Annotated in this window: 27 protein-coding genes; 13 read left to right on the top strand and 14 right to left on the bottom strand. The window is 69.7% G+C overall.

Annotated elements, in window-relative coordinates; translation table 11 throughout:
* Nucleotides 1-121 precede the first annotated feature (121 nt).
* From ACIBGM_RS09090 to ACIBGM_RS09080, 3 genes are read right to left on the bottom strand one after another with little or no spacing between them, the layout of a single operon-like run.
* Nucleotides 122-472 carry a hypothetical protein gene (locus ACIBGM_RS09090; RefSeq protein ID WP_360514114.1) on the bottom strand — a complete coding sequence of 117 codons (351 nt, stop codon included), beginning with the start codon at nt 470-472 and terminating at the stop codon, nt 122-124.
* The gene (locus ACIBGM_RS09085; protein ID WP_360514111.1) at nt 472-921 is read right to left on the bottom strand and encodes a YdeI/OmpD-associated family protein; all 450 of its coding nucleotides are present in this window, start codon (nt 919-921) and stop codon (nt 472-474) included. Before ACIBGM_RS09085 ends, ACIBGM_RS09090 begins: the two co-directional genes overlap by 1 nt.
* A complete protein-coding gene (locus ACIBGM_RS09080) occupies nt 918-1550 on the bottom strand; it encodes a DUF998 domain-containing protein (protein WP_396384995.1) in 633 nt (210 codons plus the stop codon). Before ACIBGM_RS09080 ends, ACIBGM_RS09085 begins: the two co-directional genes overlap by 4 nt.
* Before the next feature lie 58 nt (nt 1551-1608).
* Here ACIBGM_RS09080 and ACIBGM_RS09075 point away from each other — a divergent pair, with 58 nt between their 5' ends.
* Both ACIBGM_RS09075 and ACIBGM_RS09070 read left to right on the top strand, forming a co-directional pair.
* The gene (locus ACIBGM_RS09075; protein WP_396384994.1) at nt 1609-4263 is read left to right on the top strand and encodes an alpha/beta fold hydrolase; all 2655 of its coding nucleotides are present in this window, start codon (nt 1609-1611) and stop codon (nt 4261-4263) included.
* Between the two features lie 55 nt (nt 4264-4318).
* Nucleotides 4319-4681, top strand: coding sequence for a VOC family protein (locus ACIBGM_RS09070; protein WP_360514103.1), 363 nt, complete (start codon nt 4319-4321; stop codon nt 4679-4681).
* A 233-nt stretch (nt 4682-4914) separates the two neighbouring features.
* Here the strand turns inward: ACIBGM_RS09070 and ACIBGM_RS09065 are convergent, their stop codons facing one another.
* Nucleotides 4915-5145, bottom strand: coding sequence for a hypothetical protein (locus ACIBGM_RS09065; protein WP_012924486.1), 231 nt, complete (start codon nt 5143-5145; stop codon nt 4915-4917).
* Nucleotides 5146-5341: 196 nt separating this feature from the next.
* Nucleotides 5342-6112 carry an SDR family NAD(P)-dependent oxidoreductase gene (locus ACIBGM_RS09060; RefSeq protein WP_396384993.1) on the bottom strand — a complete coding sequence of 257 codons (771 nt, stop codon included), beginning with the start codon at nt 6110-6112 and terminating at the stop codon, nt 5342-5344.
* A 156-nt stretch (nt 6113-6268) separates the two neighbouring features.
* Here ACIBGM_RS09060 and ACIBGM_RS09055 point away from each other — a divergent pair, with 156 nt between their 5' ends.
* Together ACIBGM_RS09055 and ACIBGM_RS09050 are read left to right on the top strand one after the other, a co-directional pair.
* Entirely contained in the window at nt 6269-6820 is a 552-nt protein-coding gene (locus ACIBGM_RS09055; protein WP_396384992.1) for a MarR family transcriptional regulator, read from the top strand.
* A gap of 67 nt (nt 6821-6887) precedes the next feature.
* Nucleotides 6888-7256, top strand: coding sequence for a VOC family protein (locus ACIBGM_RS09050; RefSeq protein ID WP_396384991.1), 369 nt, complete (start codon nt 6888-6890; stop codon nt 7254-7256).
* On the opposite strand, the gene ACIBGM_RS09045 is transcribed toward ACIBGM_RS09050, so the two are convergent.
* Nucleotides 7247-8050 (bottom strand): DUF3152 domain-containing protein, encoded by an 804-nt coding sequence (locus ACIBGM_RS09045; protein ID WP_396384990.1) that lies wholly within the window; start codon nt 8048-8050, stop codon nt 7247-7249. The two genes, ACIBGM_RS09050 and ACIBGM_RS09045, sit on opposite strands and share 10 nt — an antisense overlap.
* Before the next feature lie 72 nt (nt 8051-8122).
* Nucleotides 8123-8611: a GNAT family N-acetyltransferase gene (locus ACIBGM_RS09040; protein WP_396384989.1), complete on the bottom strand. Its 489-nt coding sequence runs from the start codon at nt 8609-8611 to the stop codon at nt 8123-8125.
* A 105-nt stretch (nt 8612-8716) separates the two neighbouring features.
* On the opposite strand from ACIBGM_RS09040, the gene ACIBGM_RS09035 reads away from it, so the two are divergent.
* The gene (locus tag ACIBGM_RS09035; protein ID WP_396384988.1) at nt 8717-10246 is read left to right on the top strand and encodes an LCP family protein; all 1530 of its coding nucleotides are present in this window, start codon (nt 8717-8719) and stop codon (nt 10244-10246) included.
* A 12-nt stretch (nt 10247-10258) separates the two neighbouring features.
* On the opposite strand, the gene ACIBGM_RS09030 is transcribed toward ACIBGM_RS09035, so the two are convergent.
* Both ACIBGM_RS09030 and ACIBGM_RS09025 read right to left on the bottom strand, forming a co-directional pair.
* Nucleotides 10259-11026 carry an SDR family NAD(P)-dependent oxidoreductase gene (locus ACIBGM_RS09030; protein WP_396384987.1) on the bottom strand — a complete coding sequence of 256 codons (768 nt, stop codon included), beginning with the start codon at nt 11024-11026 and terminating at the stop codon, nt 10259-10261.
* 16 nt (nt 11027-11042) lie between these two features.
* Nucleotides 11043-11645 (bottom strand): TetR/AcrR family transcriptional regulator, encoded by a 603-nt coding sequence (locus ACIBGM_RS09025; protein ID WP_396384986.1) that lies wholly within the window; start codon nt 11643-11645, stop codon nt 11043-11045.
* Between the two features lie 47 nt (nt 11646-11692).
* Between ACIBGM_RS09025 and ACIBGM_RS09020 the strand changes: the two genes are divergently transcribed.
* The 4 genes from ACIBGM_RS09020 (at nt 11693) to ACIBGM_RS09005 (ending at nt 15329) form a co-directional block, all read left to right on the top strand.
* Complete coding sequence (locus ACIBGM_RS09020) at nt 11693-12517, top strand: virginiamycin B lyase (protein ID WP_396384985.1); 825 nt, start codon at nt 11693-11695, stop codon at nt 12515-12517.
* Nucleotides 12518-12574: 57 nt separating this feature from the next.
* Nucleotides 12575-13483, top strand: a complete 909-nt coding sequence (locus ACIBGM_RS09015; protein WP_396384984.1) for a UbiA prenyltransferase family protein — start codon at nt 12575-12577, stop codon at nt 13481-13483.
* A gap of 7 nt (nt 13484-13490) precedes the next feature.
* Nucleotides 13491-14438, top strand: a complete 948-nt coding sequence (gene pip, locus ACIBGM_RS09010) for a prolyl aminopeptidase (protein WP_360514076.1) — start codon at nt 13491-13493, stop codon at nt 14436-14438.
* Nucleotides 14439-14519: 81 nt separating this feature from the next.
* The gene (locus ACIBGM_RS09005) at nt 14520-15329 is read left to right on the top strand and encodes a phytanoyl-CoA dioxygenase family protein (protein WP_360514073.1); all 810 of its coding nucleotides are present in this window, start codon (nt 14520-14522) and stop codon (nt 15327-15329) included.
* Here ACIBGM_RS09005 and ACIBGM_RS09000 read toward each other — a convergent pair whose 3' ends face one another.
* Both ACIBGM_RS09000 and ACIBGM_RS08995 read right to left on the bottom strand, forming a co-directional pair.
* Complete coding sequence (locus tag ACIBGM_RS09000) at nt 15330-15914, bottom strand: YdeI/OmpD-associated family protein (RefSeq protein WP_360514070.1); 585 nt, start codon at nt 15912-15914, stop codon at nt 15330-15332.
* Nucleotides 15911-16882, bottom strand: a complete 972-nt coding sequence (locus tag ACIBGM_RS08995) for a WYL domain-containing protein (RefSeq protein WP_360514066.1) — start codon at nt 16880-16882, stop codon at nt 15911-15913. The genes ACIBGM_RS09000 and ACIBGM_RS08995 overlap by 4 nt, the downstream gene beginning before the upstream one ends.
* An 87-nt stretch (nt 16883-16969) precedes the next feature.
* On the opposite strand from ACIBGM_RS08995, the gene ACIBGM_RS08990 reads away from it, so the two are divergent.
* The 3 genes from ACIBGM_RS08990 (at nt 16970) to ACIBGM_RS08980 (ending at nt 20036) form a co-directional block, all read left to right on the top strand.
* Nucleotides 16970-17947, top strand: coding sequence for an ATP-binding cassette domain-containing protein (locus ACIBGM_RS08990; RefSeq protein WP_396384983.1), 978 nt, complete (start codon nt 16970-16972; stop codon nt 17945-17947).
* Nucleotide 17948: 1 nt separating this feature from the next.
* Nucleotides 17949-18761 carry an ABC transporter permease gene (locus tag ACIBGM_RS08985; RefSeq protein ID WP_360514060.1) on the top strand — a complete coding sequence of 271 codons (813 nt, stop codon included), beginning with the start codon at nt 17949-17951 and terminating at the stop codon, nt 18759-18761.
* Nucleotides 18762-18854: 93 nt separating this feature from the next.
* Nucleotides 18855-20036 carry a hypothetical protein gene (locus ACIBGM_RS08980; protein WP_396384982.1) on the top strand — a complete coding sequence of 394 codons (1182 nt, stop codon included), beginning with the start codon at nt 18855-18857 and terminating at the stop codon, nt 20034-20036.
* 54 nt (nt 20037-20090) lie between these two features.
* On the opposite strand, the gene ACIBGM_RS08975 is transcribed toward ACIBGM_RS08980, so the two are convergent.
* Nucleotides 20091-21365 (bottom strand): erythromycin esterase family protein, encoded by a 1275-nt coding sequence (locus ACIBGM_RS08975; RefSeq protein WP_396384981.1) that lies wholly within the window; start codon nt 21363-21365, stop codon nt 20091-20093.
* A 91-nt stretch (nt 21366-21456) separates the two neighbouring features.
* Nucleotides 21457-22302, bottom strand: a complete 846-nt coding sequence (locus ACIBGM_RS08970) for an NAD(P)H-binding protein (RefSeq protein ID WP_396384980.1) — start codon at nt 22300-22302, stop codon at nt 21457-21459.
* A gap of 91 nt (nt 22303-22393) precedes the next feature.
* Between ACIBGM_RS08970 and ACIBGM_RS08965 the strand changes: the two genes are divergently transcribed.
* Nucleotides 22394-23335 carry an AraC family transcriptional regulator gene (locus ACIBGM_RS08965; protein ID WP_360514049.1) on the top strand — a complete coding sequence of 314 codons (942 nt, stop codon included), beginning with the start codon at nt 22394-22396 and terminating at the stop codon, nt 23333-23335.
* Here ACIBGM_RS08965 and ACIBGM_RS08960 read toward each other — a convergent pair.
* Nucleotides 23332-24021, bottom strand: a complete 690-nt coding sequence (locus tag ACIBGM_RS08960) for a dienelactone hydrolase family protein (RefSeq protein ID WP_396384979.1) — start codon at nt 24019-24021, stop codon at nt 23332-23334. The genes ACIBGM_RS08965 and ACIBGM_RS08960 overlap by 4 nt on opposite strands.
* Nucleotides 24022-24029 lie beyond the last annotated feature (8 nt).

The following is a 24029-nucleotide window of genomic DNA, read 5'->3' as shown; positions in this document are numbered from 1 at the left end:
CCTCCTGTGCTCGCCCGAAGTGCACTGGTCGGACCAGTGCACTGAGTCGTTGCCCAGGATTTCCCCGGCGGATGCCGGTGTCAAGTGGTGCCGGGTGTCGGCGAGGGTATCGGCGGGGGTGTCACGGCCCAACGATCTGGCGGATCTCCGACTCGCCTTCCCAGCCCGGCCAGGTGCGGCGGTGCAGGTCCATGAACCGCTCGGTCCAGTGGATCGCGTCCGCCCGGGTCGGCACGTCGTACAGCGCGTAGGCGCCGAGCGGGGCCGGGTCGTCGAAGGGACCGTCGGAGACGGTGAGCCGGCCGGCCGAGACGGCGACCCTCGTCGCGGTGGCGACCGGGAGCAGGCCGGCGGTGTCCACGAGGACTCCGCTGCGCGCCGCCTCCGCGCTCAGCGCCGCGATGCCTTCGTGCAGGGCCGGTGGCGGGAAGCCGTGCGACTCCGACGTACGCAGCAAGGCGATGAAGCGCATCAGCGGGCCCGGCCCTCGCGCAGCATGCCGATCGACTTCTCGATCCGCCGGGCCTTGGTCTCCTCGGTCTTGGCGCCGGTCACCTGCAGGACGTGCCACTGCTGCTTGCTGTAGCTCAGCGTCTGCCAGAACTCCTGCGCCTTCGCGTCCCCGGCCAGTGCCGCGGCGAACTCCTCGGGTACGTCGACCTCGCGCGGAGCCGTGTCGAGTACGACGTCGACATCGAGTACGTCCCCGGCCGCGACCCCGGCCTCGGTACGGCGTTCGCTGCTGACGCCCAGCAGGTACCGTCCGCCCATCCGGGCGATCGAGGTGCGGAACGTGAAGCCGTTGACGGTCACGCTGACCTTCGGGTGCGCACCACCGCCGAGCGCCTCGACGATCTCGGCGGGCACCTCGAACCCGGCCGTGGTCTTCCCAGTGCCCTCGAGCTCGGCCGTGAACTTCATCGCAGACTCCCCTCTGCGCGGGCGCGCAGCATCAGCAAGGTGATCCAGGTCCAGCCCAGAATGACAGCGACGGTGAACCCGAGGTTGACGGCCGCCGTGCCGGCCCCGGCGCCGAGTCCGGCCAGGCCGAGGAAGTAGACGATGCCGGTGATCAGCGAGAACCGCGCCCAGCCGGCCGATCGGTGCCGCCCGAACCAGCGGCTGAGCACGAAGCACGCGACGATCAGCCCGATGAACCCGATCATCCCGGCGATGACGTGCCCGAACCCGTGCCAGCTCACCGTCTCCGGCATCGCGTCCGGTGTCCCCGGCGGGAACCCGAGCGCCGGATCGGCCCGCATGAGCCCGGCTGCGGCAACGCCGGAGCCGTACACGATCAGGCCGCCGACGCCCCAGCGCGACCGCTCGCCGGGCGCGAACGACCTGGCCAGCCCGATCGCGCCGATCACGGTCAGCAGTCCGGTGCCGACCATCATCACCGAGTGGATCCAGCCGCCGGTCCCGTTGGCGAGCAGGCTGAGCGAGTGTTTGCGGATGTCGAACCCGTCGCGGACGATCGCCTCGACGGTCCCGATCCCGACGTACAGAGGGCCGGCGAGTGCCCCGGCCAGCAGGAGAGGTCGTTTCATGGCTTCAGCCTCGATCGAAGGCCTTTAGAAAACCTTCGGGAGTCCTAGGCTGAGGCGCATGCGATTTGGGGTGCTCGGGCCGGTGACGGCCTGGACCGATGACGGCCAGGGGGTGCGGATCCCGGACCGGAAGGTGCGGGGCCTGCTGGCTGACCTGCTGCTGCATGCGGGGCGGCCGGTCGCGGCGGCGGCGATCATCGACGACCTGTGGGGCGACGAGCTGCCGGCCAATCCGACCGCGACGCTCCAGACTCGGGTCTCCCAGCTCCGCAAAGCCCTGGACGACGCCGAGCCTGGGGCACGCGACCTGGTACAGACGACACCCGCCGGGTACCTCATCACCGTCGCCGCCGAGGCTGTGGACTCCGGACGGTTCCGCGCGCTGGCGGCCCGGGCCCGGCAGACCGGCAACGCCCGGATGCGTGCCGCCACCCTGGCTGATGCGCTGACGCTTTGGCGCGGTCCGGCGTACGCCGATGTCGCTCAGGACGCGTTTGCCCGGGCAACGATCGACCGGCTCGACGAGGAGCGGCTGGCCGTTCAGGAGGCGTACGCCGAAGCCCGGTTGGTGCTCGGTGAGCACGACGAACTCGTCGCCGAGCTGGCCGAGCTCGTGGCGCGGAACCCTTTGCGTCAGCGGCTGCGCGCCGTACAGATGAAGGCGTTGCACCAGTCGGGTCGACAGGGCGAGGCGTTGGAGAGCTACGGCGATCTGCGGCATCGGCTGGCCGACGAGCTCGGGCTGGATCCCGGCCCGGAGCTGGTCGCGCTGCATCAGGAGATCCTCACCGAGGCCCCGACTGTCCGGGCGCCGCTGAAGACCAACCTGCCGGCCGAGGTCGAGCTGATCGGCCGTGATGCGGCTGTGGACGAGGTCGTGGAGCGTCTCGCCTCGGCGCGGCTGGTGACGCTGACTGGCGCGGGTGGCGTCGGCAAGACGAGCCTCGCACTCGCGGCAGCCCGTCGAAGCGGAGACGAAGCCTGGTTGGTCGAGCTCGCGGCACTCGACGCCGGAGCAACGGCCGATGACGTGTCGGCGTTGATCGAGGCAACGACCGGGTTGGTTGTCCTCGACAACTGCGAGCACGTGATCGATGCCGCCGCGGAAGTGGTTGCGCGGCTGCTGCGTGAGTCGCCCGAGCTGCGGATCCTCGCGACCAGCCGCGAGCCGCTCGCTGTCGCGGGTGAACATCGTTGGCCGGTGCCGCCGTTGGATCTCCCCTCCGCGGACGCGGACGCGGCCGCGAGCCCGGCCGTCCAGCTCTTCGTCGCGCGCGCCACGGCAGCCGATCCGCGCTTCACCCTGTCCGCCGACAACACCGCAGCCGTGGTTGCGTTGTGCCGTCGGCTCGACGGGCTTCCGCTCGCGCTCGAGCTGGCCGCGAGCCGGGTGGGGGCGATGGATGTGCGCGACCTGGTCGACCGGTTCGATGACCGCTACCGCCAGCGTGGTCTGCCCGATCGGCAGCAGACGCTGTCGGCGATGGTCGAGTGGAGCTGGGATCTGCTCGGCGAATCGGAGCGTGCCGTGTTGCGCCGGCTCGCGCCGCATCCTGGCGGGTGCACGCTGGCCGCGGCCGAGGCGGTGTGCGCGGGCGACGACGTACCGGTCGCTGATGTCGCCGAGCTGCTGAGCCGGTTGGTTGACCGCTCGCTCGTCGTACGCGTGGATGGGACGTCCGGGTCGCGGTATCGGCTGCTGGAGACGGTCCGTGCGTTCTGCCTGCAAAGACTGGAGGCAGCCGGGGAGCTCGAGACCACGCGGCTTCGCTACGAGCGGTACTTCGAAGGGCTGGCCCGGCACACCGAGCCCCGGCTCTACGGGCACAGCGAGCTGTTCGCGTACCTCGGCGGCCTGTACGGCGACGCCCCGCAGCCGGCCGCCACCCCGGCCGCGATGTTGCCTCGGACAACGACCGTGACCTCGGCCGACGGGACCCCGATCGTGCTCGAGACGTACGGCGCCGGCGAGACGGCGATCGTCCTCGTCGGCGGCGCGCTGAACGACCGGCGGACCTTCATCCCACTCGCCAAACGGCTGGCCGACCGGTTCACCGTGGTGACCTACGACCGGCGTGGCCGGGGCGACAGCGGCGAGGTGCTGCCGTGGGCGGTCGAGCGGGAGTTCGAGGATCTGGCCGCGGTCGTCGACGCGGCCGGTGGTTCGGCGTACGCGCTGGGGGTCTCGTCCGGCGCGGTGCTCGCGGCCGAGGCAGCGGTGTACGGCGTACCGATCCTCGGGTTGCTCCTGATCGAGCCGCCGTTCATCATCGACGACACCCGGCCGCGGCTCGCCCCGGACTTCGCGGGCCGGCTGCAGGAGCTGGTCGAGCAGGACCGGTACGGCGACGCGACCGAGCTGTTCCTGGTCCAGGCCGTCGAGATGCCGGCCGAGGTGCTGGCGCCGATGCGGTCCGCCCCACTGTGGAAGGAACTGGAGGCGCTGGCCCCGACGCTGGCGTACGACGTCCTGGTGATGGGCGACTTCACCATCCCGGACCACTGGGCGACCGCGATCACAGTGCCCACGCTGGTGATCGACGGTGGCGAGAGCCGGGACTGGCGCCGGAACACCGCACAGGTCGTGGCCGACCTGCTCCCCGACGGGCGGCGACTGACCATGGACGGGCACCCGCACGACGTCGAGCCGGAGGTACTCGGCCCGATCGTCGAGGACTTCGTCGCCCGGACCATGTCGAGGCGGCTCGAGTAGTTCCGACGTACTCGATGTGGGGAGCTGATCGGCAGCTCTCGCAGAGAGGACAGCGATGCAGCCCGTTCTGAACAGCATGTTGCTCGGCAGCGCCGACCCGGAGCGGTTGAAGACGTGGTACCGCGACGGCTTCCACGCCGAGGTGGACGGCTACGGCAACCTGAACCTCGGTGGCTTCGGCCTGGTCATCGAACACCGCGACGACGTCGCCGCCAAGACTGCCGAACCCGGCCGGTGCATCGTGAACTTCGCCGTCGACGACATCGAGGCCGCGGCCGCGCACCTGCGCAGCCTCGACGTCGAGTGGCTGGTGCACCCGGAGGACCGCGGGGTCGGGTGGTTCGCCACCCTGGTCGACCCGGACGGCAACTACGTCCAGCTGATCCAGATGAAGCCGGAGTACTTCGCCGGGCTCTGAGCACAGAGAACGTCCGCACCGGCCTTGGGGAACCGGTGCGGACGGGGTCTCTTCTGCTGGTCGTGCAATCAGGCGCATTCAGGGGAGAAAGGGCGGCAAGCGGGGGGCAGAGCGCCAACGCCCACCTGCCGCCGTCGACACCTTTGGTGATCGAGGTGAGGTTCTCGACCGGGCCGCGTCACCGGGTGGGTTGTCTGGTGAGATACGGAACGCGAAAAGGTGCCGAGTGCTTCTCAGCGGGGTGCTACGTCCCACATGCGCTCGCCGGGCAGGGGGTCGGGGAGCCGGTCGACGGCCGGCATCGGGTCGTTGGTGACCCGAAGACCGGCGAAGCGGCGGCTCATGGCGTGTGCGTACCGCTCGGCCAACGCCGGCTCGGCGTTGTAGTCGGCGATCACGTGCTCACCGAACCAGACTCGGACGCGTCGGCGTTCAGACGTCTGGGTGGCGGTGGCGGTTGTCACTGGTCCTCCTGGCTGTAACTCGAAGGTGGCCGGCCTGGGACGCGGAGCGAGCGCGATGGCGGTGCGCCGTGTGTTCACCGTCACGTCAGATCCAACGGAGGACGCGGACCCGAAGTCACGCCCCGATCGCGATTCCGGGAACTTTTTCGAGACCGCCCAGGCCCGAATTCTTCGAGCCTGTGTTCGATTACCGCAATCAGCCGAACGGGCCGCGGGTCGAGACCCCGCCGTCGAGCACGAGCTGCTGACCGGTGACGTACGCCGACGCGTCCGAGGCGAGGTAGACGACGGCTTCCGCGATCTCGTCGGAGCGGCCGAGGCGGCCGGCCGGGATCTCGTCGACCCACTCCCCGCCCGCGTCGGGCGGGGAGTGGGTCACCGCGGTCGCGATCGCGCCGCCGGCCGCGACGTTCATCCGGATCCCGTCGCGGGCGTACTCCGCCGACACCGTCCGGGCCAGACTGAGCAGGCCCGCCTTCATCACGCCGTACGCCGCCTGCTCGGGAGCGGCCATGATTCCGGTGACCGATCCGATGCTGACGATCGAACCGCCGCCACCTTGACCGAGGAAGACCCGCACGGCCGCGCGGACGGCCCGCATGACGTAGCGGAGATTGACCTCGTAGATGGTGTCCCAGTCGTCGTCGGTCATCTCGTGCAGCTTCACCGCGGGAACGAAGGCGACCTGCCCGCCGACCACCGTGACCAGGATGTCGAGGCCGCCCAGGTGCTCCACTGCAGCGGCGACCATGGCCTCGACGTCCTGCAGGGAACGGACGTCGCCGGCGAAGGGGTAGGCCGTGGCGCCGCGTTGACGGAGCTCGGCCGCGGCCTCCTCGGCGCGGGCGGGATCGATGTCCACGACAACTATTGCCGCGCCTTCGTCCCCGAAGGCGTTGCCGACGGCGCGGCCGATTCCCGCTCCACCGCCACCGATCACCAGCGCACGTTTCCCGGTCAGCCGCATGTCCCGGAGCGTAGACGATCGCGGGCGCAACCGGTCGAGGGCGTGTTCGATTATGAATTCACAGGGTTTCCTCAGGAACGACACGCCGGGCTGTCGGAAGGAGTCCGTACGCTGGATTTCGTGACCATCGAAGACGCTGGAACGCAGCCTCGACCTGTGAGTTTGGCCCTGGCGGTCCCCGATCGACGGGCCGACGGGGTCGTGCAAGCACCCGATCGGATCCAACCCACCGGCCTCGCGGCCGTGCAGACCGAGCAGCTGATCGGCGACGTCGGCGACGCGCTGCGGCTGCTCGACGCGGTCGAGCGCGTCCGCGGCCACGCGCATCCCCTCGTCCTCGGCCTGCAGGACGCGGTCGGCCTGAAGCTGCCCGCGGCGCTGGTCCTGAGCGCGATCGCCAACGGCCGGCGCAACGCCGACGAGGTCGCCGACCAGGTCGGTACGACGGCCGGCGAGGCGGAGCTCGCGATCGCCGAGCTCGAGGCGCTCGGCATGGTCCGGACGGATCCGCGGCTGACCGTCACGTCACTCGGCCAGGCCCGGCTCTCCCAGCTGGACGCGCTCACCGTCCGGGTGCTCGACGTCGTGACCGGCATCCTCGGCCCGTCCGACGCCGGCCACCTGATCCGGCTGCTGCACACCGTCGCCGACGGCCTCGAGTCCGCCGCCGTCACCGCAGCCGTCCCCCAGGTGGCCATCCACAACTGACTCATGTCGAGCAGCCGCTGTCCGCAACGACGTACCTGACGTAAACCTGATCTCAGGGAGGTATGTCATGTTCAAGGACACGAAGGCGTTCAGTAGTTTCTCGGTCAACGACATCCCGGCCGCCAAGGAGTTCTACGGCGGCAAGCTCGGACTGGATGTCGCCGAGGAGAACGGGTTGCTCCGGCTCAACGTCGCCGGCGGCAACCCGGTGATGGTCTACCCGAAGGACAACCACGTGCCGGCCGAGCACACCGTGCTGAACTTCCCGGTCGACGACATCGAGAAGACCGTGCGGGAGTTGGCCGGCTCGGGAGTGACCTTCGAGCGGTACAGCGACGACCACGACGTGCTCGGGATCCTTCGTGACCCGCGGGGCCCGGCGATCGCCTGGTTCAAGGACCCCGCGGGCAACACGCTGGCGATCATTCAGGAGTGAGGAATCGGATCGTCGTACTGGCCCAGGCGGCCCTTGTAGCGGGCGCCGTTGAAGTAGGGCCAGGAGTACGGCGTGCAGCCGTGCATGCCCAGTGTTTGTTGCTGCATCACCGGCGCCGGCTGGCCGGGTCCCGGGCACAGCTCGTGGCCGCGGCCGAGCCGGTGCCCGGTCTCGTGGTTGATCATGTACTGCCGGTACGCCGCGAGCGATGCGCCGTAGTTCGGCACACCGTGCACCCAGCGCGCGACGTTGAGCACGACCCGGTCGCCGATCCGGCAACTGGTGTAGCGGTCGTACCCGCCACCGCAGATCGTGTCGCGCGTCGCGGGCGTCACCAGCATCAGCGTGAAGTCCGGGTTCTCGCCCGGACCGACCTGCCGGAACCGCCAGAGCCCGTGCGACGCCCAGCCCTGCGGAGCGCCGTACGTCGCCCGGACGAACTGCGCCAGCGCGGTCCGGTCGACGCCCTTGATGCCGCCCTCGATCGCGATCTGGAACGTGAGCAGCCGGCCGCCGCGGCCGATGACCGCCGGGTTCGCGGGCAGGACGGCGTACGAGGCGGACCCTCGCGCGGGGTAAGTGATCTGTGGCAGCGGCCGCGCGGGGGACGGGGTGGAGCGCTCGCCGGGGTCGACCGGCCTGACGGGTTGCTGCACGCTCTGCGCCTGCTCCGAGGTCTCCGCGACCGGGCGGGCCGGGTAGCCGTGCCTGGCCAACGGGCTGGCGGGTAGCTGGTACAGCGCTCCGGCCGCGATCGCCAACCCGATCATCCTGGCAACACTCCGACGGCGCATCTGGTGAGCTCCTCACAGCGCCCCTCTGAGCGCATTCTCACTCGTTCTTGCCCGGGTGCCCAGAATCCCTTCTCAGCCCACAGCTCCGACCCCGAAGCGCATCGTCGGATAGTTCGCCTCGACGAAGCCCAGCGCCCGGTACAGGTCGATGCCGTCATCGGTCGCGTGCAGCTCGACCCGGCCGACGGCGGTCTCGTCGCGGAACCAGTCCAGCAAGGCGACCACGCAGGCCCGGGCGAGCCCGCGCCGGCGGAAGTCCGGCTCGGTGCTGACGTTGTACAGGTGACCACGCAGCGTGGTGAGGTCCTTCGGGCCCGGCGGGTGGACGTAGACGTTGCCGGCCGCTCCCGCGACCACGCCGACGCTCGGGTCGTCGACGACGTAGGCGGCGAAGGTCTCCGGCGAAGCGAGCTGCCCGGCGAACCATTCCCGCGCGATCCCGCGCCACGGGGCGTCCGGGCCGCCGATGTCGTTGCCCATGGCCTCGAGCATGAGGCCGCGCAGCCGGACCAGGGCGTCCGCGTCGTCCGGCTTGGCCCGCCGTACCTGAATGTCAGTCACCAAACCATCCTGCCAGCCGAACTTTTTGTCCGGTCAGGGAATCGAAGGGAGTGGACGCGAACCGGGGACGCGTCCACTGTCTTGCCGCCGATCGACAGGAGCGCCGTGTCCCCGAGCACCAGAGCCCGCCGCGCCGCTCGTGCCCGTCGGCCGAGACCTCGGCTGCGGACCTCCGTCGGCGCCCTCGCACTGGCAGTCCTCGGCGCGCTTCTTCCCGGTACGGCGTACCTGGCCGCCCGCCGATTCCGCCTCGGCACCGTGGTGACGCTGATCAGCCTCACGGCGTACGGCGCGGCCGCCTACCTCGGCCTGAAGCGCCGGGACGACGTGATCGCGTGGGCCCTGGATCCGGAGTTGCTGCTCTGGATGGTCGGCGGACTGGCCGCGGCCGCCCTGTGCTGGGTCGTCGTACTCGTCACGTCGTACAAGATGCTGCGGCCGCTGACAGCGGCGCCGGTGTCGCGGCTGTTCGGTGCGGTCGTGGTCGGGCTGGTCTGCTTTGCCATGGCGTCCAGTACGGCGCTCGGCGCGCAGACGCTGATGGCGCAACGCAGCCTGGTGCGGAAGGTGTTCGGGAACGACGAGACGAAGAGCCAGACCCGGCCGACCATCACCAACACCAAGGACGTGTGGGCGCAACTCCCCCGGCTGAACATCCTGCTGCTCGGCGCGGACGACGGCGAAGGGCGGGACGGGACCCGGACCGACACGGTGATGGTCGCGAGTATCGACACCAGGACCGGGGACACCGCGCTGATCTCGCTGACCCGGAACTGGATGCGGATGCCGTTCCCGAAGGACTCGCCGCTGCGCAAGCTGTACCCGACCGGCTTCTGGGACCCGAACGGGCCCAAGGAGCAGTCGAACTTCTACCTGGACGCGATGTACCGGATGGTCCCGGAGCTGCACCCCGGCATCCTCGGGCCGTCGGACAACGAGGGCGCCGACGTGCTGAAGCTGTCGGTCGGTGAGGCGCTCGGTCTGAAGCTGCACTACTACGTGCAGATCAACCTGGCCGGGTTCGAGCAGCTGGTCGAGGCACTCGGCGGGATCACGGTGAACATCAACTACCCGGTCCCGGTCGGCGGGAACGACGACAAGCAGATCCCACCGAACCGCTACCTCGAGCCCGGCCCGAACCGGCATCTGAACGGCGAGGACGCGCTGTGGTTCGCCCGCGGCCGCTACAAGGTGCCGGGCGCGGACGTGGCCCGGCAGGCGCGTCAGCGCTGCACGATCAAGGCGATCGTCGAGCGCGCCACCCCGCAGAACGTCCTGACCAACTACCAGTCGATCGCGAAGGCCGGCGAGCAGCTGATCCGCACCGACGTCCCGGAGAAGCTGGTGCCGCACCTGGTCGGCCTCGGCCAGAAGGTGAAGTCGGCAAGGATCAGCAACATCGACCTCGACAAGAAGAAGAACTACCCGAACGGGCGCAACCCGAACTACGCGGGCATGCGGGCCATCGTGCAGAACGCGCTCACCCCGCAGCCGAAGCCGCGGCCGACCGCACCGGCGACAACCACAACGCGTCGGCCCACCACCCAACCGACGACCAAACCGTCCACCCGGCCGGCCGCGACGCCGACCACCTCGGACAACCTCACCGAGGCCTGCGCCTACAACCCCAGCTGAGCTCGCCGGGGTCTAGGCGTAGCGGACGCCGAGGCCGCCGTCGACGGCCCAGTTCGCACCGGTGACGAAGGCAGCCGCGGGCGAGGCCAGGAAGCAGACGACCTCGGCGACGTTCTCGGGTGTCCCGATCCGGCCGAGCGGGTGCACGCTGAGCGCCTTCTCGCGTTCGCCGGGGATGGTGTCGAAGAACTCCTCGAGCAGGTCGGTGCCGATGTAGCCGGGGCTGACCGCGTTCACCCGGACCTGGTGCGGCGCGACGTCGAGGGCGAGGCTGCGGGTCATCCCGACCAGGCCGGACTTGGCCGCGGCGTACGGGAACATGCCGGCCGTGGTCAGGCTGGAGTGGATCGAGGCGATGTTGACGATCGAGCCGTGCCGGTTCTCGATCATCGAGGGCAGCACCTGCCGCGCCATCAGCCAGGCGCCCTTCAGGTCCACGTTGAAGACGCCGTCCCACTCCTCGACGGTCATCTTGGTGGCGTCGGCGTACGCGTTCTTGCCGGCGTTGTTGACCAGCACGGTGATCGGCGAGCCGAGGTCGTCGGTGAGCTTCTCGACGGCCTGGCGGACGGAGGTCTCGTTTGTGATGTCGCCGACCGCGGCCGCGACCTTGGCGCCGGTCTCCTGGAGTTCCGCGGTCGTCGCGGTGAGCTGGTCGGCCAGTACGTCGACCAGCGCGACGGCGGCGCCCTCCTCCGCGGCCTTCGCGGCCACGGCCCGCCCGATCCCGCGCGCGGCCCCGGTCACCAGCACGACCTCGTTCGTCAGACGTCCAGTCAACGCAGTCTCCTCAAACCTAGGCGTGAGTAGACCCTAATCCGGACCGGGCTGATGCGGCGGCTGCTCTCGCGTAGCGGTCAGCGGCGGCCTGGGACAACGGCTGCCGGAGCAGCACGAGCTGGTGGTAGAGCGGGGCGGTCGCGGTCGTCACCACCTCGTGCGGATCGGTCGACTCGTCCACCTCCCCGCGTACGACGGCCCGCCGTACGACGTCCGCGCTGCGGCGATATCGGTCCACCCAGAACGCAGTCAGGGCCTCGGCGGCTTCCGGCGTACGGAACGACGCCGCGATCACCGCCTGAGTCACCGACGGGCGAGCGGTCAGCGCCTCGTGCACCTCACGGTTGAGCGCGACCAGGTCGCCCTCGAGCGTCCCGGTGTCGGCCGGCTCCCACGAGTCGTCGAGCCCGGCCTGCAGCAGATCGACGAGCAACCCGGCGACCGTCTTCCACCGCCGGTACACCGTCGTGCGGTGGACGCCGGACCGGGCCGCGACCGCATCGACCGTCAACCCGTCGTACCCGTGCTCGGCCAGCTCCGCCTCGACCGCCGCCAGCACGGCACTGCGCACCCGCGCCGTCCGCCCACCCGGCCTGCTTGCGCGCTCGCCTGTCGTCATGGCAGCATCTTAATGCAACAGCCGTCGCATTAGTGAAGGAGCCAGCCTTGTTGGTCACCGAACATGAAGTCAGCGGCCCGTACGGCGTTGCCGTCGTCGACGGTGAGGTGTGGACGACGCAGGTTCACGCTGGTGTCGTCGCCCGGCTCTCAGGTGAGCGGTACGACGCCGGTGAAAGGCCGAGCGTGATCGTGCCGGGTCCGGATGGCGCGATGTGGTTCACGCGGAGCGGGGACAACCGGATCGGGCGGATCGGGTCGTCGGCGACCGCGTTCGAGGTGCCGGGGTCGCCGTACGGGATCTGCGCCGGGCCCGATGACGCGGTGTGGTTCACGCTGATGGACACGGATCAGGTCGGGCGGATCACGGTCGACGGCGCGGTGACGACCTACCCGATCGGGACGTCCGGGGCGTTTCCGGCGATGATCACCGCGACGGCCGACGACCTGTGGTTCACGCTCAACCAGGGCAACGCGATCGGGCGGATGACCACGGCCGGCGACGTGACGACGTACCCGCTGCCGACCGACGCGGCGGGACCGGTCGGGATCAGCGCGGGCGCGGACGCGGTTTGGTTCGTGGAGATCCTCGCGGACCAGGCCGGCCGGATCACGCCGGACGGGAAGGTCGAGGAGTTCGCGCTGCCGGCCGGGTGGAAGCCGCACGCCGTGGTCGCGACCGACGACGGCGGCTGCTGGATCACCTTGTGGGGTGCGGGCGCGGTCGCCCGGTTGGATGCCGGGGGCAACCTGATCGAGGAGGTCGCGCTGGGCGAGAGGTCCGAGCCGCACGGGCTGGCCCTGGACGCGGACGGATCGGTCTGGGTGGCGCTCGAGAAGGGTTCCGTTGCTCACATTCAACCGGGAGAGTGAGGGGGTTCACTCTCCGGAAGGAGGACCGGTCCGGGCCGGCGGGAGCAGAGTGGTGGTGTGACCACGACGCTGGGGGTTCGGACCGCGGCACCGCGGGTCCGGGACGTGCTCGCGGTCGGCCGGCCGGCGTTCTGGGTCGTGTCGATCGTGCCGTACTACGTCGGCATCCTGCTCGCGACCCGGCGGCTGGTCCCGCCGCTCGAGGACTGGCCGCGGCTGATCGTCGGCGCCGTCGTGATGGGCCCGCTGGTCTGGCTCGCGGTGCTCGCGATCAACGATGCGTACGACCTCCCGAGCGACCGGCTGAACCCGCGCAAGTCCAAGTCCCCACTGCTCGACGGCCGGATCACGCTGCGAGCCGTGAAGCGACTGGCGTTCGCGGCAGCAGTCGCCGCGGTCGGGATCAGCCTGCACGTCGGGATCGTGTTCGCGCTCGGCGTCCTGCTCGCTGTCTTGCTCGGGTACGCGTACAGCGTGCCGCCGGTCCGGTTGAAGACCCGGGCGGGCTTCGACGTCGCGGTCAACGCGGTGGCGCTCGGCGCGTTCGGGCCGCTCGCCGGTTGGGCAGCCGTCAATCCTGACCTCAGCGGCTTCCCGTGGCTGATGGGCCTGCAGGGCACGTTGGCCGCGGTCGGTCTGTACCTGCCGACGACACTCGCCGATCTCGAAGCCGACCGGGCGGCCGGGTACCAGACGATCGCGGTCCGCTTCGGCGCGCGGGCGACGTACCTGATCGGGTACGGCGCCTGGATCGCGGCGGCCGGGCTGTCGGTCGTGCTGGCCGCGACGGACACGATCATCCCGCGCAGCATGCTCGTGCTGGAGGTCGTGATGGTGCCGGTGCTGATCGCGGCGTACCGGCGACTGATCGGGCCGGGGCAGTCGTTCAGGGGGATCATCGTGCTCGCGTCGCTGTTCCTCTTTCCCTGCGGCACGTTCGCGCTGACGTACTCCGGCGTGCTCTGATCGGACCATGTATCCCGAGACCGAGCCGTACGACCACGGCCTGCTCGAGGTCGGCGACGGCCACCGCGTGTACTGGGAGGTCTGCGGCAACCCGAACGGCAAGCCGGCCTTGGTGATCCATGGCGGCCCAGGCTCCGGCGCCGGTTCCTCGTGGCGGCGGTACTTCAACCCGTCGAGGTACAAGGTGGTGCTGGTCGACCAGCGGAACTGCGGCCGCAGTACGCCGGACGCCGCCGAGCCGGACGTGGACCTGAGCACGAATACCACCGCCCACCTGATCGCGGACTTCGAGCAACTCCGGGTCCACCTCGGGATCGGAAAGTGGCTGCTGCTGGGCGCCTCACACGGCGCAACGCTCGGGCTCGCGTACGCCGAGCAGCACCCTGACGCGATCTCCGAGATCGTGCTGTTCAGCGTCACCAACACGACCCGGCGAGAGGTCGAGTGGGTCACCCGGGACATGGGCCGGATCTTCCCCGAGGAGTGGGCGCGCTTCCGTGACGGCGTGCCGGAGGACCAGCGGGACGGGAACCTGGCGCTGGCGTACAGCCGCCTGCTGCACGATCCCGATCCCGCCGTCAGGGAGAAAGCAGCGCGGGACTGGTGTGACTGGGAAGACACGCACGTCCGGACGCACCCGGACTGGAAGCCGGACGCCGCGTTCGAGGATCCGGTCTTCCGAATGCGGTTCGCCCGGCTCGTCACGCACTACTGGAGCAACGCCGCGTGGCTGGACGAAGGGGTGCTGGTGCGCGAGGCGGGCAAGCTGGCCGGCATCCCGGGCGTGCTGATCCACGGGAAGCTCGACATCAGCGGTCCGCCCGACATCGCCTGGATGATGGCCCAGGCCTGGCCGGATGCCGAGCTGCACCTGGTCGAGCAGGAAGGGCACGGGGCCGGTGGCCGCCGAACGAACGAACTGGTGCTGGCGGCGCTGGATCGGTTCGCGGGCTGAGCCGGGTCGGTGCTCTGATTCGGGCAAAGATTTGATCACTGATCTTTACATCGATAAAGCGTCCCGCAACCCTTGTGTCCCATGACTCTGACCCGCCCAGAGCTAGTGACCGACTACACCCTCAGCCGGTCCGCCATCGCGCACTTCGCCGAGCACGGTTTCGTGAAGCTGAAGAACGTGCTGAGCGCCGAGACCATCGCGGCGTACGAGCCGGAGATCACCGGCAAGGTGATCGAGCTGAACACCCAGGACCTGCCGCTGGAGGAGCGTGACACCTACGGGAAGGCGTTCCTGCAGGTGATGAACCTGTGGCAGGACAGCGAGCAGGTGCTCGAGTTCGTCTCCTCACCGCGGCTGGCGCGGATCGCGGCGCAACTGCTCGGCGTGCAGTCGGTCCGGCTGTACCACGACCAGGCGCTGTACAAGGAGTCCGGCGGCGGGGTCACGCCGTGGCACGCGGACCAGTACTACTGGCCGTTCACGACCGACCGGTGCGTGACGGTGTGGGTGCCCCTGCAGGAGACGCCGATGGAGATGGGTCCGCTGTCGTTCGCCGCGGGCAGTCACGTCTTCGAGCACGGCCGGGACCTGCCGATCAGCGACGAGTCCGAGCGGGTCCTGCAAGAGGCGCTGGCCGAGCAGAACTTCACCGAGGTTTCCGAGCCCTACGAGCTCGGCGAGGTCAGCTACCACCTCGGCTGGACCTTCCACCACGCGCCGCCGAACACCACCGACATCCCGCGGCGCGTGATGACGATCATCTACGTCGACGCCGCGATGGAGATCGCCGCACCCGCCAACAAGTACCAGGAAACCGACCTCGCCACCTGGATGCCCGGCAACCAACCCGGCGACCAGGTCTCCTCCCCCCTCAACCCCTTGCTGTACTGATCACAGCGTCCGCTTCTGCGGGTAGATCGTCTCGCCCCGCTCGAGTTGCTCGACGACCCGCGCGATCCACCGCGCCCTGGTCTCCGCTCGCTTCGGCGACGTGACCCGGTACACGACCGCGAACCGGTTGGCGCTGGTCAGGATGTCGAACATCGCCTGCGCCCGGGGCACCGCCGCCAGTGCCTCGGCCAGGTCCGCCGGAACCTCGAGCGCACCGGATCCGCCGTACGCCCGGTCCCAGCGGCCGTCGGACTTCGCGAGCTCGACCTGCTCGCGGCCGGCCGGGACCATCCGGCCTGTTCGTTCCAGCCGCTCGACGATGGTCACGTTCCGCTTCGACCACAGGCTGCGGGCGCGCCGAGGTGTGAATCGCTGCGTGAACGTGTGCTCGTCCCGCCCCTTCCGCTGGCCGTCGATCCAGCCGTGGCACAGCGCCTCCTCGAGGGCCTGGTCGTAGCTGAGGCTCGTCGGGGTGGTCACGTTCTTCTTGGCGAGGACCAGCCAGATCCCGTCGTTGACCTGATGGTGCTCTGTAAGCCAGTCGTGCCAGGCGTTCGCGTCGGCAACCACGAGTTCGGTGCTCATGACGCCGCGGCGGTGTAGCGCTGGGCGAGGTGGGCGGCAGCGTCTTTGAGTTCCTGGGGGCCGATGAACTCGAGGTCGCACTCGAACATGCCGTAGTTGGCGGCAAGGCCGGTCCAGGACCAGCCGTTGAGGATGAGGCGGCAGCTGGTCGGGGTGATCTCCTCGACGACCGCGTCGCGGCCGGCCCACTGGACGATGTCGGACGCCTTCGCCTGCAGGATGGCCTCCCCACGGCACGGCCACTGGTCCCGCGACTTGAACTGGTTCGAGATGTACGTCGCCACGTCGGGCGCAGGCAGCTCCCGCGGGGTGAAACGCGGCCCGGTCGGCGTCTTCGGCGTCATCCGGTCCACCCGGAACGTCCGCCAGTCCTTCCGGTCCAGGTCCCAGCCGACCAGGTACCACTTCCAGCCCCACGTCACCAGGTGATGCGGCTCGACCTTCCGCGGCGGCTGCCACTCGTCGTCGTTGGACGCCCGCGGTGACGCGTAGTCGAACCGCAGTACCTCCCGGGCTCGCAACGCCATCCCGATCGCGATCAGGTGGTCCGAATCCACCTTCGTACGGCGTGATCCGGCGTACCGGTCGACCGTGGTGACCTGAAGCGCGTCGACCCGTTGCCGAAGCCGCGCCGGCATCACCTGACGAACCGTGGCGAGCGCGCGCAAGGCGCCCTCCTCGATGCCGGTGACCGTGGTCGTCGCAGTCTGCAGGGCGACCGCGACCGCGATCGCCTGGTCGTCGTCGAACAGCAGCGGCGGCAGGTCCGCGCCCGCGTCGAGGCGGTAGCCGCCGTCCGGTCCCTTGGTCGCGCGCACCGGGTAGCCGAGATCGCGCAGCCGGTCGACGTCGCGGCGGACGGTGCGCGGGCTGACCTCGAGTCGTTCGGCCAGCAGCGCGCCCGGCCAGTCGCGGCGGGCCTGCAACAGGGACAGCAGCGAGAGAAGTCGAGCCGAGGTTTCGGACATGACTTCAGATTGCCACGAGTACCGGCCAGAACCTGTCCTCTACCGCTGGAAAAGTCGTGCTTACCAACCCCAGCAAAGGAGACATCCGTGATCAGTACCCGAGAGCTCACCCGGGACTTCGCGGTGAGCCGCACCGAGACCGTGCACGCCGTCCGCGGCATCAGCCTCGACGTCGAACCCGGCGAGCTGGTCGCCGTCCTCGGCCCGAACGGCGCCGGCAAGACGACGACCTTGCGGATGCTCACCACCCTGATCGCGCCGACGTCGGGTAGGGCGACAGTCGCCGGGTACGACGTGACCGCGCACCCCAGCCAGGTCCGCCGCCGGATCGGGTACGTCGGCCAGGGCAACGGCGCCGGCCACAACCAGCGGGCCGGTGACGAACTGGCCGGCCAGGGCGTCATCTACGGACTCGACCGGCGGGCGGCCAAGCGCCGTACCGGTGAACTGCTGGAGGCGCTGGAGCTGACCGAGCTGGCCCGCCGCAAAGTGTCCGAGCTGTCCGGCGGCCAGCGGCGCCGCCTCGATGTCGCGATGGGCCTCGTGCACGCGCCGAAGCTGCTGTTCCTGGACGAGCCGTCGACCGGTCTCGACCCGCAGAACCGGGCGAACCTGTGGGACCACATCCTGCGGATGCGCGAGCAGTACGCGATGACCATCGTGCTCACCACGCACTACCTGGACGAGGCGGACTCGATGGCCGAGCGGGTCGTCGTGGTGGACCACGGCCAGGTGATCGCGGACGACACCGCCGAGGCCCTGAAGGCCAAGCTGGCCGGCGACCGGCTGGCCGTGACGGCCGCGCCCGGCAACCTCGCGAAGCTCGCCGAGCTGGCGGAGAAGTTGCCGGGAGCCCAGGAAGTCGTTGCCGTCGGCGACGAACTCAGCGTCCGGGTCGCGGACGGGCCGGCGGCGCTGCCGGAGCTGATCACGGCAGCCCAGCAGTACGGCGTACCGGTCGCGGCGGCCCAGGTGCACCGCCCGACCCTCGACGACGTGTTCCTCAACCTGACCGGCCGCAGCCTCCGCGAGGCTGCTGCTGCGACCAACGGAAAGGCAGCCTGACATGACCACCCTCACGCTTTCGACCCCTGCGATCCAGGTCGCGGAGGAGCCGCGGCGGAACCTGCTCCGCGACATCCGGATCGTGATGACGCGGGAGCTCAAGCCGGTGCTGCGGGATCCGTTCTCGCTGCTGTTCGGGATGATCCAGCCGCTGGTGTTCCTCGCCCTGTTCGGGCCGTTGCTGTCCGGCTCGATGGGCGCGACCTTCGGGGACGGCGTCTGGCAGTGGTTCGTCCCGTCGATCCTGGTGATGACCACGCTGTTCGGCACCTCGACGACCGGCGCGAACCTGCTGTTCGAGTTCCAGACCGGCGCGCACGAGCGGATGCTGGTCACGCCGCTGTCGCGGTCGTCGCTGCTGGTCGGCCGGGCGCTGAAGGAGATGGTGCCGCTGTTCGGGCAGGCGGTCGTGGTGATCGCGGTGATGACGCCGTTCGCCTTCGACCTGCACCTCGGCGGCGCGATCGTCGGCCTGGCGCTCCTAGCGGTGTTCGGGGTCGGGCTCGGCGCGTTCAGCTACGCGCTGGCGATCGCGGTCCGCAAGCAGGACTGGATGTTCTGGGTGGTGCAGCAGACCTTCCTGTTCCCGCTGATGATCCTGTCCGGGATGCTGCTGCCGCTGGAAACCGGTCCGGGCTGGATGAAGGTCGCGGCGAAGTTCAACCCGCTGTCGTACGTCGTCGACGCCGAGCGGACGCTGTTCTCCGGTGACGTGTTCTCCAGCGCGGCCCTGTGGGGCTGGGTCGCCGCCATCGTGACCGCCGTCCTCGGCCTGACCGTCGGCATCCGCGCGATGCTCCGCTCGGGCAGCTGACCCAATTGGGCCATGACCCTGATGGGCCTCTGAAAACCGAGGCGAATCACCTACGGTAGCGGGCAGATCACCCACCGCCCACTAGGAGATCTGATGAGGCCCCGCCCCGCCCTGCTCAGCATGCTCGGATCCATGCTCGGATCCATGGCCGTCGCCGCGCTCGCCACCACGGGCGCGGTGGCGGCCGTTCCGTCGGCGCCCGACGAAGCCCCGGCCGCGGCCGCGGCGGTGCTGGCGACCGACACCGACGGCGACTCGCTGCCCGACACCTGGGAGACCAACGGGTACGACGCCAACGGTGACGGCACCATCGACGTGAACCTGCCCGCGATGGGCGCGTCGCCGACCAAGAAGGACCTGTTCGTCGAGATGGACTACATGTCCGGCCGGCTGACCAGCACCGCGGGCCTGGACCGGATCGTCCAGGTCTTCGCGTCCGCGCCGGTCAGCAACCCCGACGGCACCACCGGGATCAAGATCCACCTCGACGCGGGCGCCGCGGCCGGGGCGGCGTACAACCTCGGCGGCGGCAACCAGGTCCCGTACGACAACAACCTGCAGCCGTCCGGGTCGCAGACCACCGCGATCAAGAACGCGAACTTCGCGAGCGCCCGCCGTGCGGTCTTCCACTACATGTTGTGGGCCGACAGCTACGACAACGGCTGCAGCAGCGGCCAGGCGTTCGCGATCCCGAACGACACGTTCATCGTCACCGTCGGCCCGAAGTGCGGCTGGGCCGGCACCGACGACCAGGAGGTCGGCACCTTCATCCACGAGCTCGGGCACAACCTGGGCCTGCGGCACGGCGGCACCGACCACGGGAACTACAAACCCAACTACCTGAGCGTGATGAACTACTTCTTCCAGCTCGGCGGCGTGCTGCGCTCCAACGGCACCCTCTACTGGGGCTACTCGAACGTCGCCCCGGCGGCGCTGAACGAGGCCAGCCTGCGGGAGTCCGTCGGCCTCGGCAGCTCGGCGTCGGCGTGGAAGACCAAGTGGAAGTGCCCGAACGGCACCACCCGGACGACGTCCGGCGCAGCCAGCGGGCCGATCGACTGGAACTGCGACGGTGACGCCACCGACACCACCGCCGCGGACATCAACGACGACAACGCCACCACGACGCTGACCGCCCAGAACAACTGGGCGAACATCGTCTTCGGCGGCGGCGCCGTCGGCCAGGGCGCGAGCTTCCAGGCCAAGACCGCGGCGTCCGAGCTCCAGGAGATGACCCACTCCGAGTACGTCAAGTTGCAGCACAGCCACCGCTGACGGCCCAGCGCGAGGCCCCGCACCTTCAGGTGGGTGCGGGGCCTTCGCGTTGGGTCAGTGCAGCAGTTGGGCTGCGGTGACTCGGTGGAGGTGGATCAGGACGTCGTACGTCGTGCCGAGCTTCACCGGGAGGTCGGGCCACGGGTAGGCGGTGCCGATGTCGCGGGTCGGGCGAGCGACGCTCAGCCAGTCCTTGGTCGGCTTCGGGAGGGTCCGCAGGTCGACCAGATAGTCGCGGTACGGGACCTGGTCAAGGGTGTGCTCGTTGTTGCCGGCCGGTGCGGACCCGATGGTGAAGGTGCGTAGCCGGCCCTGGGGATCCTCGGTGTCGTTGGCGTTGAACGAGCCGCTGTCGAAACTCAGGCCGACGTTGACGTAGCCCTTGCCGAGTTGCTCACGCAGGAACGCGCCCTGGATCTTCGGGTACTGCGACGGCATCGACGAGTCGTAGCCGACGTGCCCGTTGTGCGCGGACAGGACCGCCTTGTCACCGGTCGTCCGGGTCCACCAGGCGGTGTTGTCGGCCATCGCCTGGTCGCGGAACAACATTGCCTTGGGCAACTCCGTCGGGCTCTCGACGTCGAAGGAGTACAGCTTGGTGGTCTGCCAGATCGCCCGGGCGTGCTGGATCGTCCACTGGTCCTTGGTCTGCTGGACGATTTTCAGCGCTTCACGGGCCGACGCCTCGAGGGCCTGGCGCTCGGGCAGGGGTTTGGCGAAGTACGTCGTACTCCACTCGTTGTACTCCGCGGTCGAACGGATGCCGGCGTACAGCGGGGTGAGCCTGGGGTCCTTGGCGGCGACGCGGTCGATCAGGGCCGGGCTCGCGTAGCCGACGTCGTCGCCGACGAAGCGGAGCTTGCGGGCGTGGGTGCGGTTGTAGGCGCGCATCCACTCGATCAGGTCGAGGTACTCCTGGACGTTCCAGAACCCGTACGCGCCCTGGAACTCGCGGCGCATGATCTCGCGCGGGTCGCCGACGCCGGTGACGACGTACCGGTCGAGCTCGAGGCCGGTGCTCCAGCTCGCCTCCAGGACGAACGCAGTGAAGCCCTTCTGCTCGACCAGCGCCCGGAAGATGCGGTGCTTGAGCATGAAGAACTCGTGCGAGTTGTGCGTGGCCTCGCCGACGCCGACGACCTTCGCCGTACCGACCATCCTGGTCAGCGGGCGAAGGTCCCAGGCGGTGCTCGACGGGTCGGTGCTGATCAGGGGGTGGGCCGCTCGGGTCAGGGCCGGGACCGGGTTGGTGGGCGGTGCTGCGGTCGCTGTGGATGCGGGCAGCGCCACTGCGGCGAGCAGGGCGACAGCGGCCGGAACTCTCTTCATCAAAGCCTCCTTGGTGGGTGCTTCAACCCTGTCGCGGCCGCCCGCCGCTCCCCATCCTGCAGTCTCCCGACTCGAGGTGGTGCCCGCTCTACTACTGCTGCCAGATTCCGGTGGCGGCGGTCTCGCGGGCCCAGTCGGCGAAGTCGCGCGGGGCGCGGCCGAGGACCTGCTGAACGCCTTCGGAGACGTACTCGGACCGGTGGTTGCGGATCACCGCGAACAGGTCGCGGACGGCCTCGGCGTCCTCCTGGTCGAGACCCTGCTCGACCAGCTCGGTGACGTGAGCCTGCGGCTCGAGGTCGACGTACCGGATCGGCCGGCCGGTCGCGGCGGTCAACTCGGCGGCGACCTCGGTCATGGTCAGGTGGCGCGGTCCGGAGATGGCGAAAGTCGCGCCGGTGTAGGCCTCGTCCAGCAGTACGGCGGTCATCACGTCGCCGACGTCGTTCGTGTCGATCCAGGCCTCGCCGCCGGTCCCGGCCGACACCCGGATCTCGCCGGCCAGCACGTGGTAGCGGAAGAAGTCCTCGCTGAACCCCTGCGCGAACCAGGACGGCTGGACGATCGTCCAGTCGGCGCCACTGTCCTTGACCGCGTGCTCGAGCGCGAGCGAACCGTCGTACACGGCGAAGTCGCGTCCCGGGCTGCCGACGCCGCGGCCGGAGAGCAGCACGACCCGGCGGAGGCCCTCGTTGGCGGCCTGCTTGATGAACCGGCAGGCCTGGGCGAGACCGGTCGGGCCGACCGGCGGCGCCAGGTACGCCGTCTCGGCGCCGGCGATCGTGGCGGACCAGGTGCTGTCGTCGTACCAGTCGAAGGGCTGTGCGCTCGACCGGGAGGCCAGCCGGTAGGGGACGTTGCGCGCCTCGAGCTGCTCGACGACGCGGCGGCCGGTCTTGCCCTTACCACTCAGGATCAGAATCGGTGTCGTTGTCATGGCATAACTTCATCGTGGTTCGATGAGACAAACCATGGTTGTTCGGCGCAATTCGATGTCCGAGGCGCTCAGGTGGCGTACTGTGGTCGCCATGGATGTGCTGGACGACCTGCTGGCCGGGACCCGGGCGCGCGGTGGCGTGTTCAACCTGACGATCATGGATCCGCCCTGGGCGCTCGACATCTGCGACGAGGCCGCGCTGTCGCTGGCCACGCTGGTCCGCGGATCGGCCTGGGTACGGCGGGACGGCATCGAGCCGCTGCGGATGGAGCAGGGCGACGTCGCGGTGTTCACCGGGCCGGCGCCGTACATCGTGGGTGATGCCGTGGCGACGGCGCCGCAACTGCGGATCCACCCCGGCGGCCGCTGCGAACCGTTGCCTGGGGCACCTGTCGACTACAGCGCGCGACTCGGGGTGCGGACGTACGGCGGCCGGGCCGAGGGTGAGGCAATGGTTGCCAGCGGCACATATCAGCTGGCTGGGGATGTGAGTCAGCGGTTGCTGGCGGCGCTTCCATCGGTGCTCGTCGTACCGGCTGCCGAGGTCGCCGGGTCGGTGATGGACATCGCGCTGGCCGAGATCGCGCGGGACGAACCCGGTCAGCAGAGCGTGCTGGATCGGTGGCTCGATCTGGCGTTGATCACGACGCTGCGGGCGTGGTTCGCGCGGCCGGAGTCGCAGGCGCCGGGGTGGTACCAGGCGCAGAGCGACCCGGTTGCCGGGCTGGCGTTGCGGCTGATCCACGAGAATCCCGCGCATCCGTGGAGCGTGACCGAGCTCGCCGACCGCGTCGGCGTCTCCCGAGCCAGCCTGGCCCGCCGCTTCACCGCCCTCGTCGGCGAGGCCCCGATGACCTACCTCACCGGCTGGCGCATCACCCTCGCCGCCGACCTCCTCCGCTCCACCCGCGACACCGTCGAGTCCATCGCCCGCCAGGTCGGCTACGCCAACGCGTTCGCCCTCAGCGTCGCCTTCAAACGAGTCCGAGGCACCACCCCCACAGCCCACCGCCGCACCGCAACTGCTGCCTAGTGCGTGGTGGATCGCATGAAGGCCAGGGCTTGCGGCCAGGCCAGGCGGAAGGCGTCGGCGTTGACCGGCTTGTCGTGGCGGGACTTGTCGGAGAAGCCGTGGTCGGCGGCTGGGAAGTACTGGGTGAAGGTCGCACTGGTCTGACGGGACTGAAGGATGGTCTCGAGGGCCTCGAAGTCGGCGTTCGGTACGGCGGTGTCGGCGCTCGGGTAGCTGACCAGCACCGGCGCCGTGATCGCGCCGGCCTCGGCGATGGCGTCGTATGTGTGGTGCGGCGGAAGCTTCGACGGGACGGTCGGGTGGAACGCGACCACGTTGGTCACCCGGTGGTCCCGCGCCGCGAGCAAGAACGCGAACCGCCCGCCGAGGCACCAGCCGATCACCCCGACCTTGTTGCACCCGAGATCACCCGTCAGGTAGTCCAGCAACTCGATCTGCTCGGCCAGCGCCTTGTCGTCATCCATCTCACGCAGCAGCGCCCCAAGCTCCTCGCGCGTCGAGTCGTCCGTACTCCGCCCCTTGAACGGATCCCAGACCAGTGCCGTGATCCCCTCCCCGGCCAACTCGTCCGCCCACTCCCGAACCTGCTCCCCGATCCCCGTGATCATCGGCAGCAACAACATCCCGGCCCGCCCCACCCGCGCCAGATAGGCATCCTGCTCCCCAACCCGCACCGTCACACCCATACGCAGAT

This window comes from Kribbella sp. NPDC050470 (assembly GCF_044458365.1).
Classification (GTDB): domain Bacteria; phylum Actinomycetota; class Actinomycetes; order Propionibacteriales; family Kribbellaceae; genus Kribbella.
This window is presented reverse-complemented; position numbering and strand designations above follow the sequence as displayed.

Bases quoted from the DNA above. Each gene is read 5' to 3' on its own strand.
- ACIBGM_RS08960 (WP_396384979.1), bottom strand. From the start codon at position 24,021: ATGGGTGTGACGGTGCGGGTTGGGGAGCAGGATGCCTATCTGGCGCGG.
- ACIBGM_RS09045 (WP_396384990.1), bottom strand. From the start codon at position 8,050: ATGCGCCGTCGGAGTGTTGCCAGGATGATCGGGTTGGCGATCGCGGCC.
- ACIBGM_RS08995 (WP_360514066.1), bottom strand. From the start codon at position 16,882: ATGTCCGAAACCTCGGCTCGACTTCTCTCGCTGCTGTCCCTGTTGCAG.
- pip (WP_360514076.1), top strand. From the start codon at position 13,491: ATGTATCCCGAGACCGAGCCGTACGACCACGGCCTGCTCGAGGTCGGC.
- ACIBGM_RS09085 (WP_360514111.1), bottom strand. From the start codon at position 921: ATGAAGTTCACGGCCGAGCTCGAGGGCACTGGGAAGACCACGGCCGGG.
- ACIBGM_RS09075 (WP_396384994.1), top strand. From the start codon at position 1,609: ATGCGATTTGGGGTGCTCGGGCCGGTGACGGCCTGGACCGATGACGGC.
- ACIBGM_RS08970 (WP_396384980.1), bottom strand. From the start codon at position 22,302: ATGACAACGACACCGATTCTGATCCTGAGTGGTAAGGGCAAGACCGGC.
- ACIBGM_RS09080 (WP_396384995.1), bottom strand. From the start codon at position 1,550: ATGAAACGACCTCTCCTGCTGGCCGGGGCACTCGCCGGCCCTCTGTAC.
- ACIBGM_RS09050 (WP_396384991.1), top strand. From the start codon at position 6,888: ATGTTCAAGGACACGAAGGCGTTCAGTAGTTTCTCGGTCAACGACATC.
- ACIBGM_RS09005 (WP_360514073.1), top strand. From the start codon at position 14,520: ATGACTCTGACCCGCCCAGAGCTAGTGACCGACTACACCCTCAGCCGG.
- ACIBGM_RS09025 (WP_396384986.1), bottom strand. From the start codon at position 11,645: ATGACGACAGGCGAGCGCGCAAGCAGGCCGGGTGGGCGGACGGCGCGG.
- ACIBGM_RS09060 (WP_396384993.1), bottom strand. From the start codon at position 6,112: ATGCGGCTGACCGGGAAACGTGCGCTGGTGATCGGTGGCGGTGGAGCG.
- ACIBGM_RS08985 (WP_360514060.1), top strand. From the start codon at position 17,949: ATGACCACCCTCACGCTTTCGACCCCTGCGATCCAGGTCGCGGAGGAG.
- ACIBGM_RS09070 (WP_360514103.1), top strand. From the start codon at position 4,319: ATGCAGCCCGTTCTGAACAGCATGTTGCTCGGCAGCGCCGACCCGGAG.
- ACIBGM_RS09090 (WP_360514114.1), bottom strand. From the start codon at position 472: ATGCGCTTCATCGCCTTGCTGCGTACGTCGGAGTCGCACGGCTTCCCG.
- ACIBGM_RS09000 (WP_360514070.1), bottom strand. From the start codon at position 15,914: ATGAGCACCGAACTCGTGGTTGCCGACGCGAACGCCTGGCACGACTGG.
- ACIBGM_RS08980 (WP_396384982.1), top strand. From the start codon at position 18,855: ATGAGGCCCCGCCCCGCCCTGCTCAGCATGCTCGGATCCATGCTCGGA.
- ACIBGM_RS08965 (WP_360514049.1), top strand. From the start codon at position 22,394: ATGGATGTGCTGGACGACCTGCTGGCCGGGACCCGGGCGCGCGGTGGC.
- ACIBGM_RS08975 (WP_396384981.1), bottom strand. From the start codon at position 21,365: ATGAAGAGAGTTCCGGCCGCTGTCGCCCTGCTCGCCGCAGTGGCGCTG.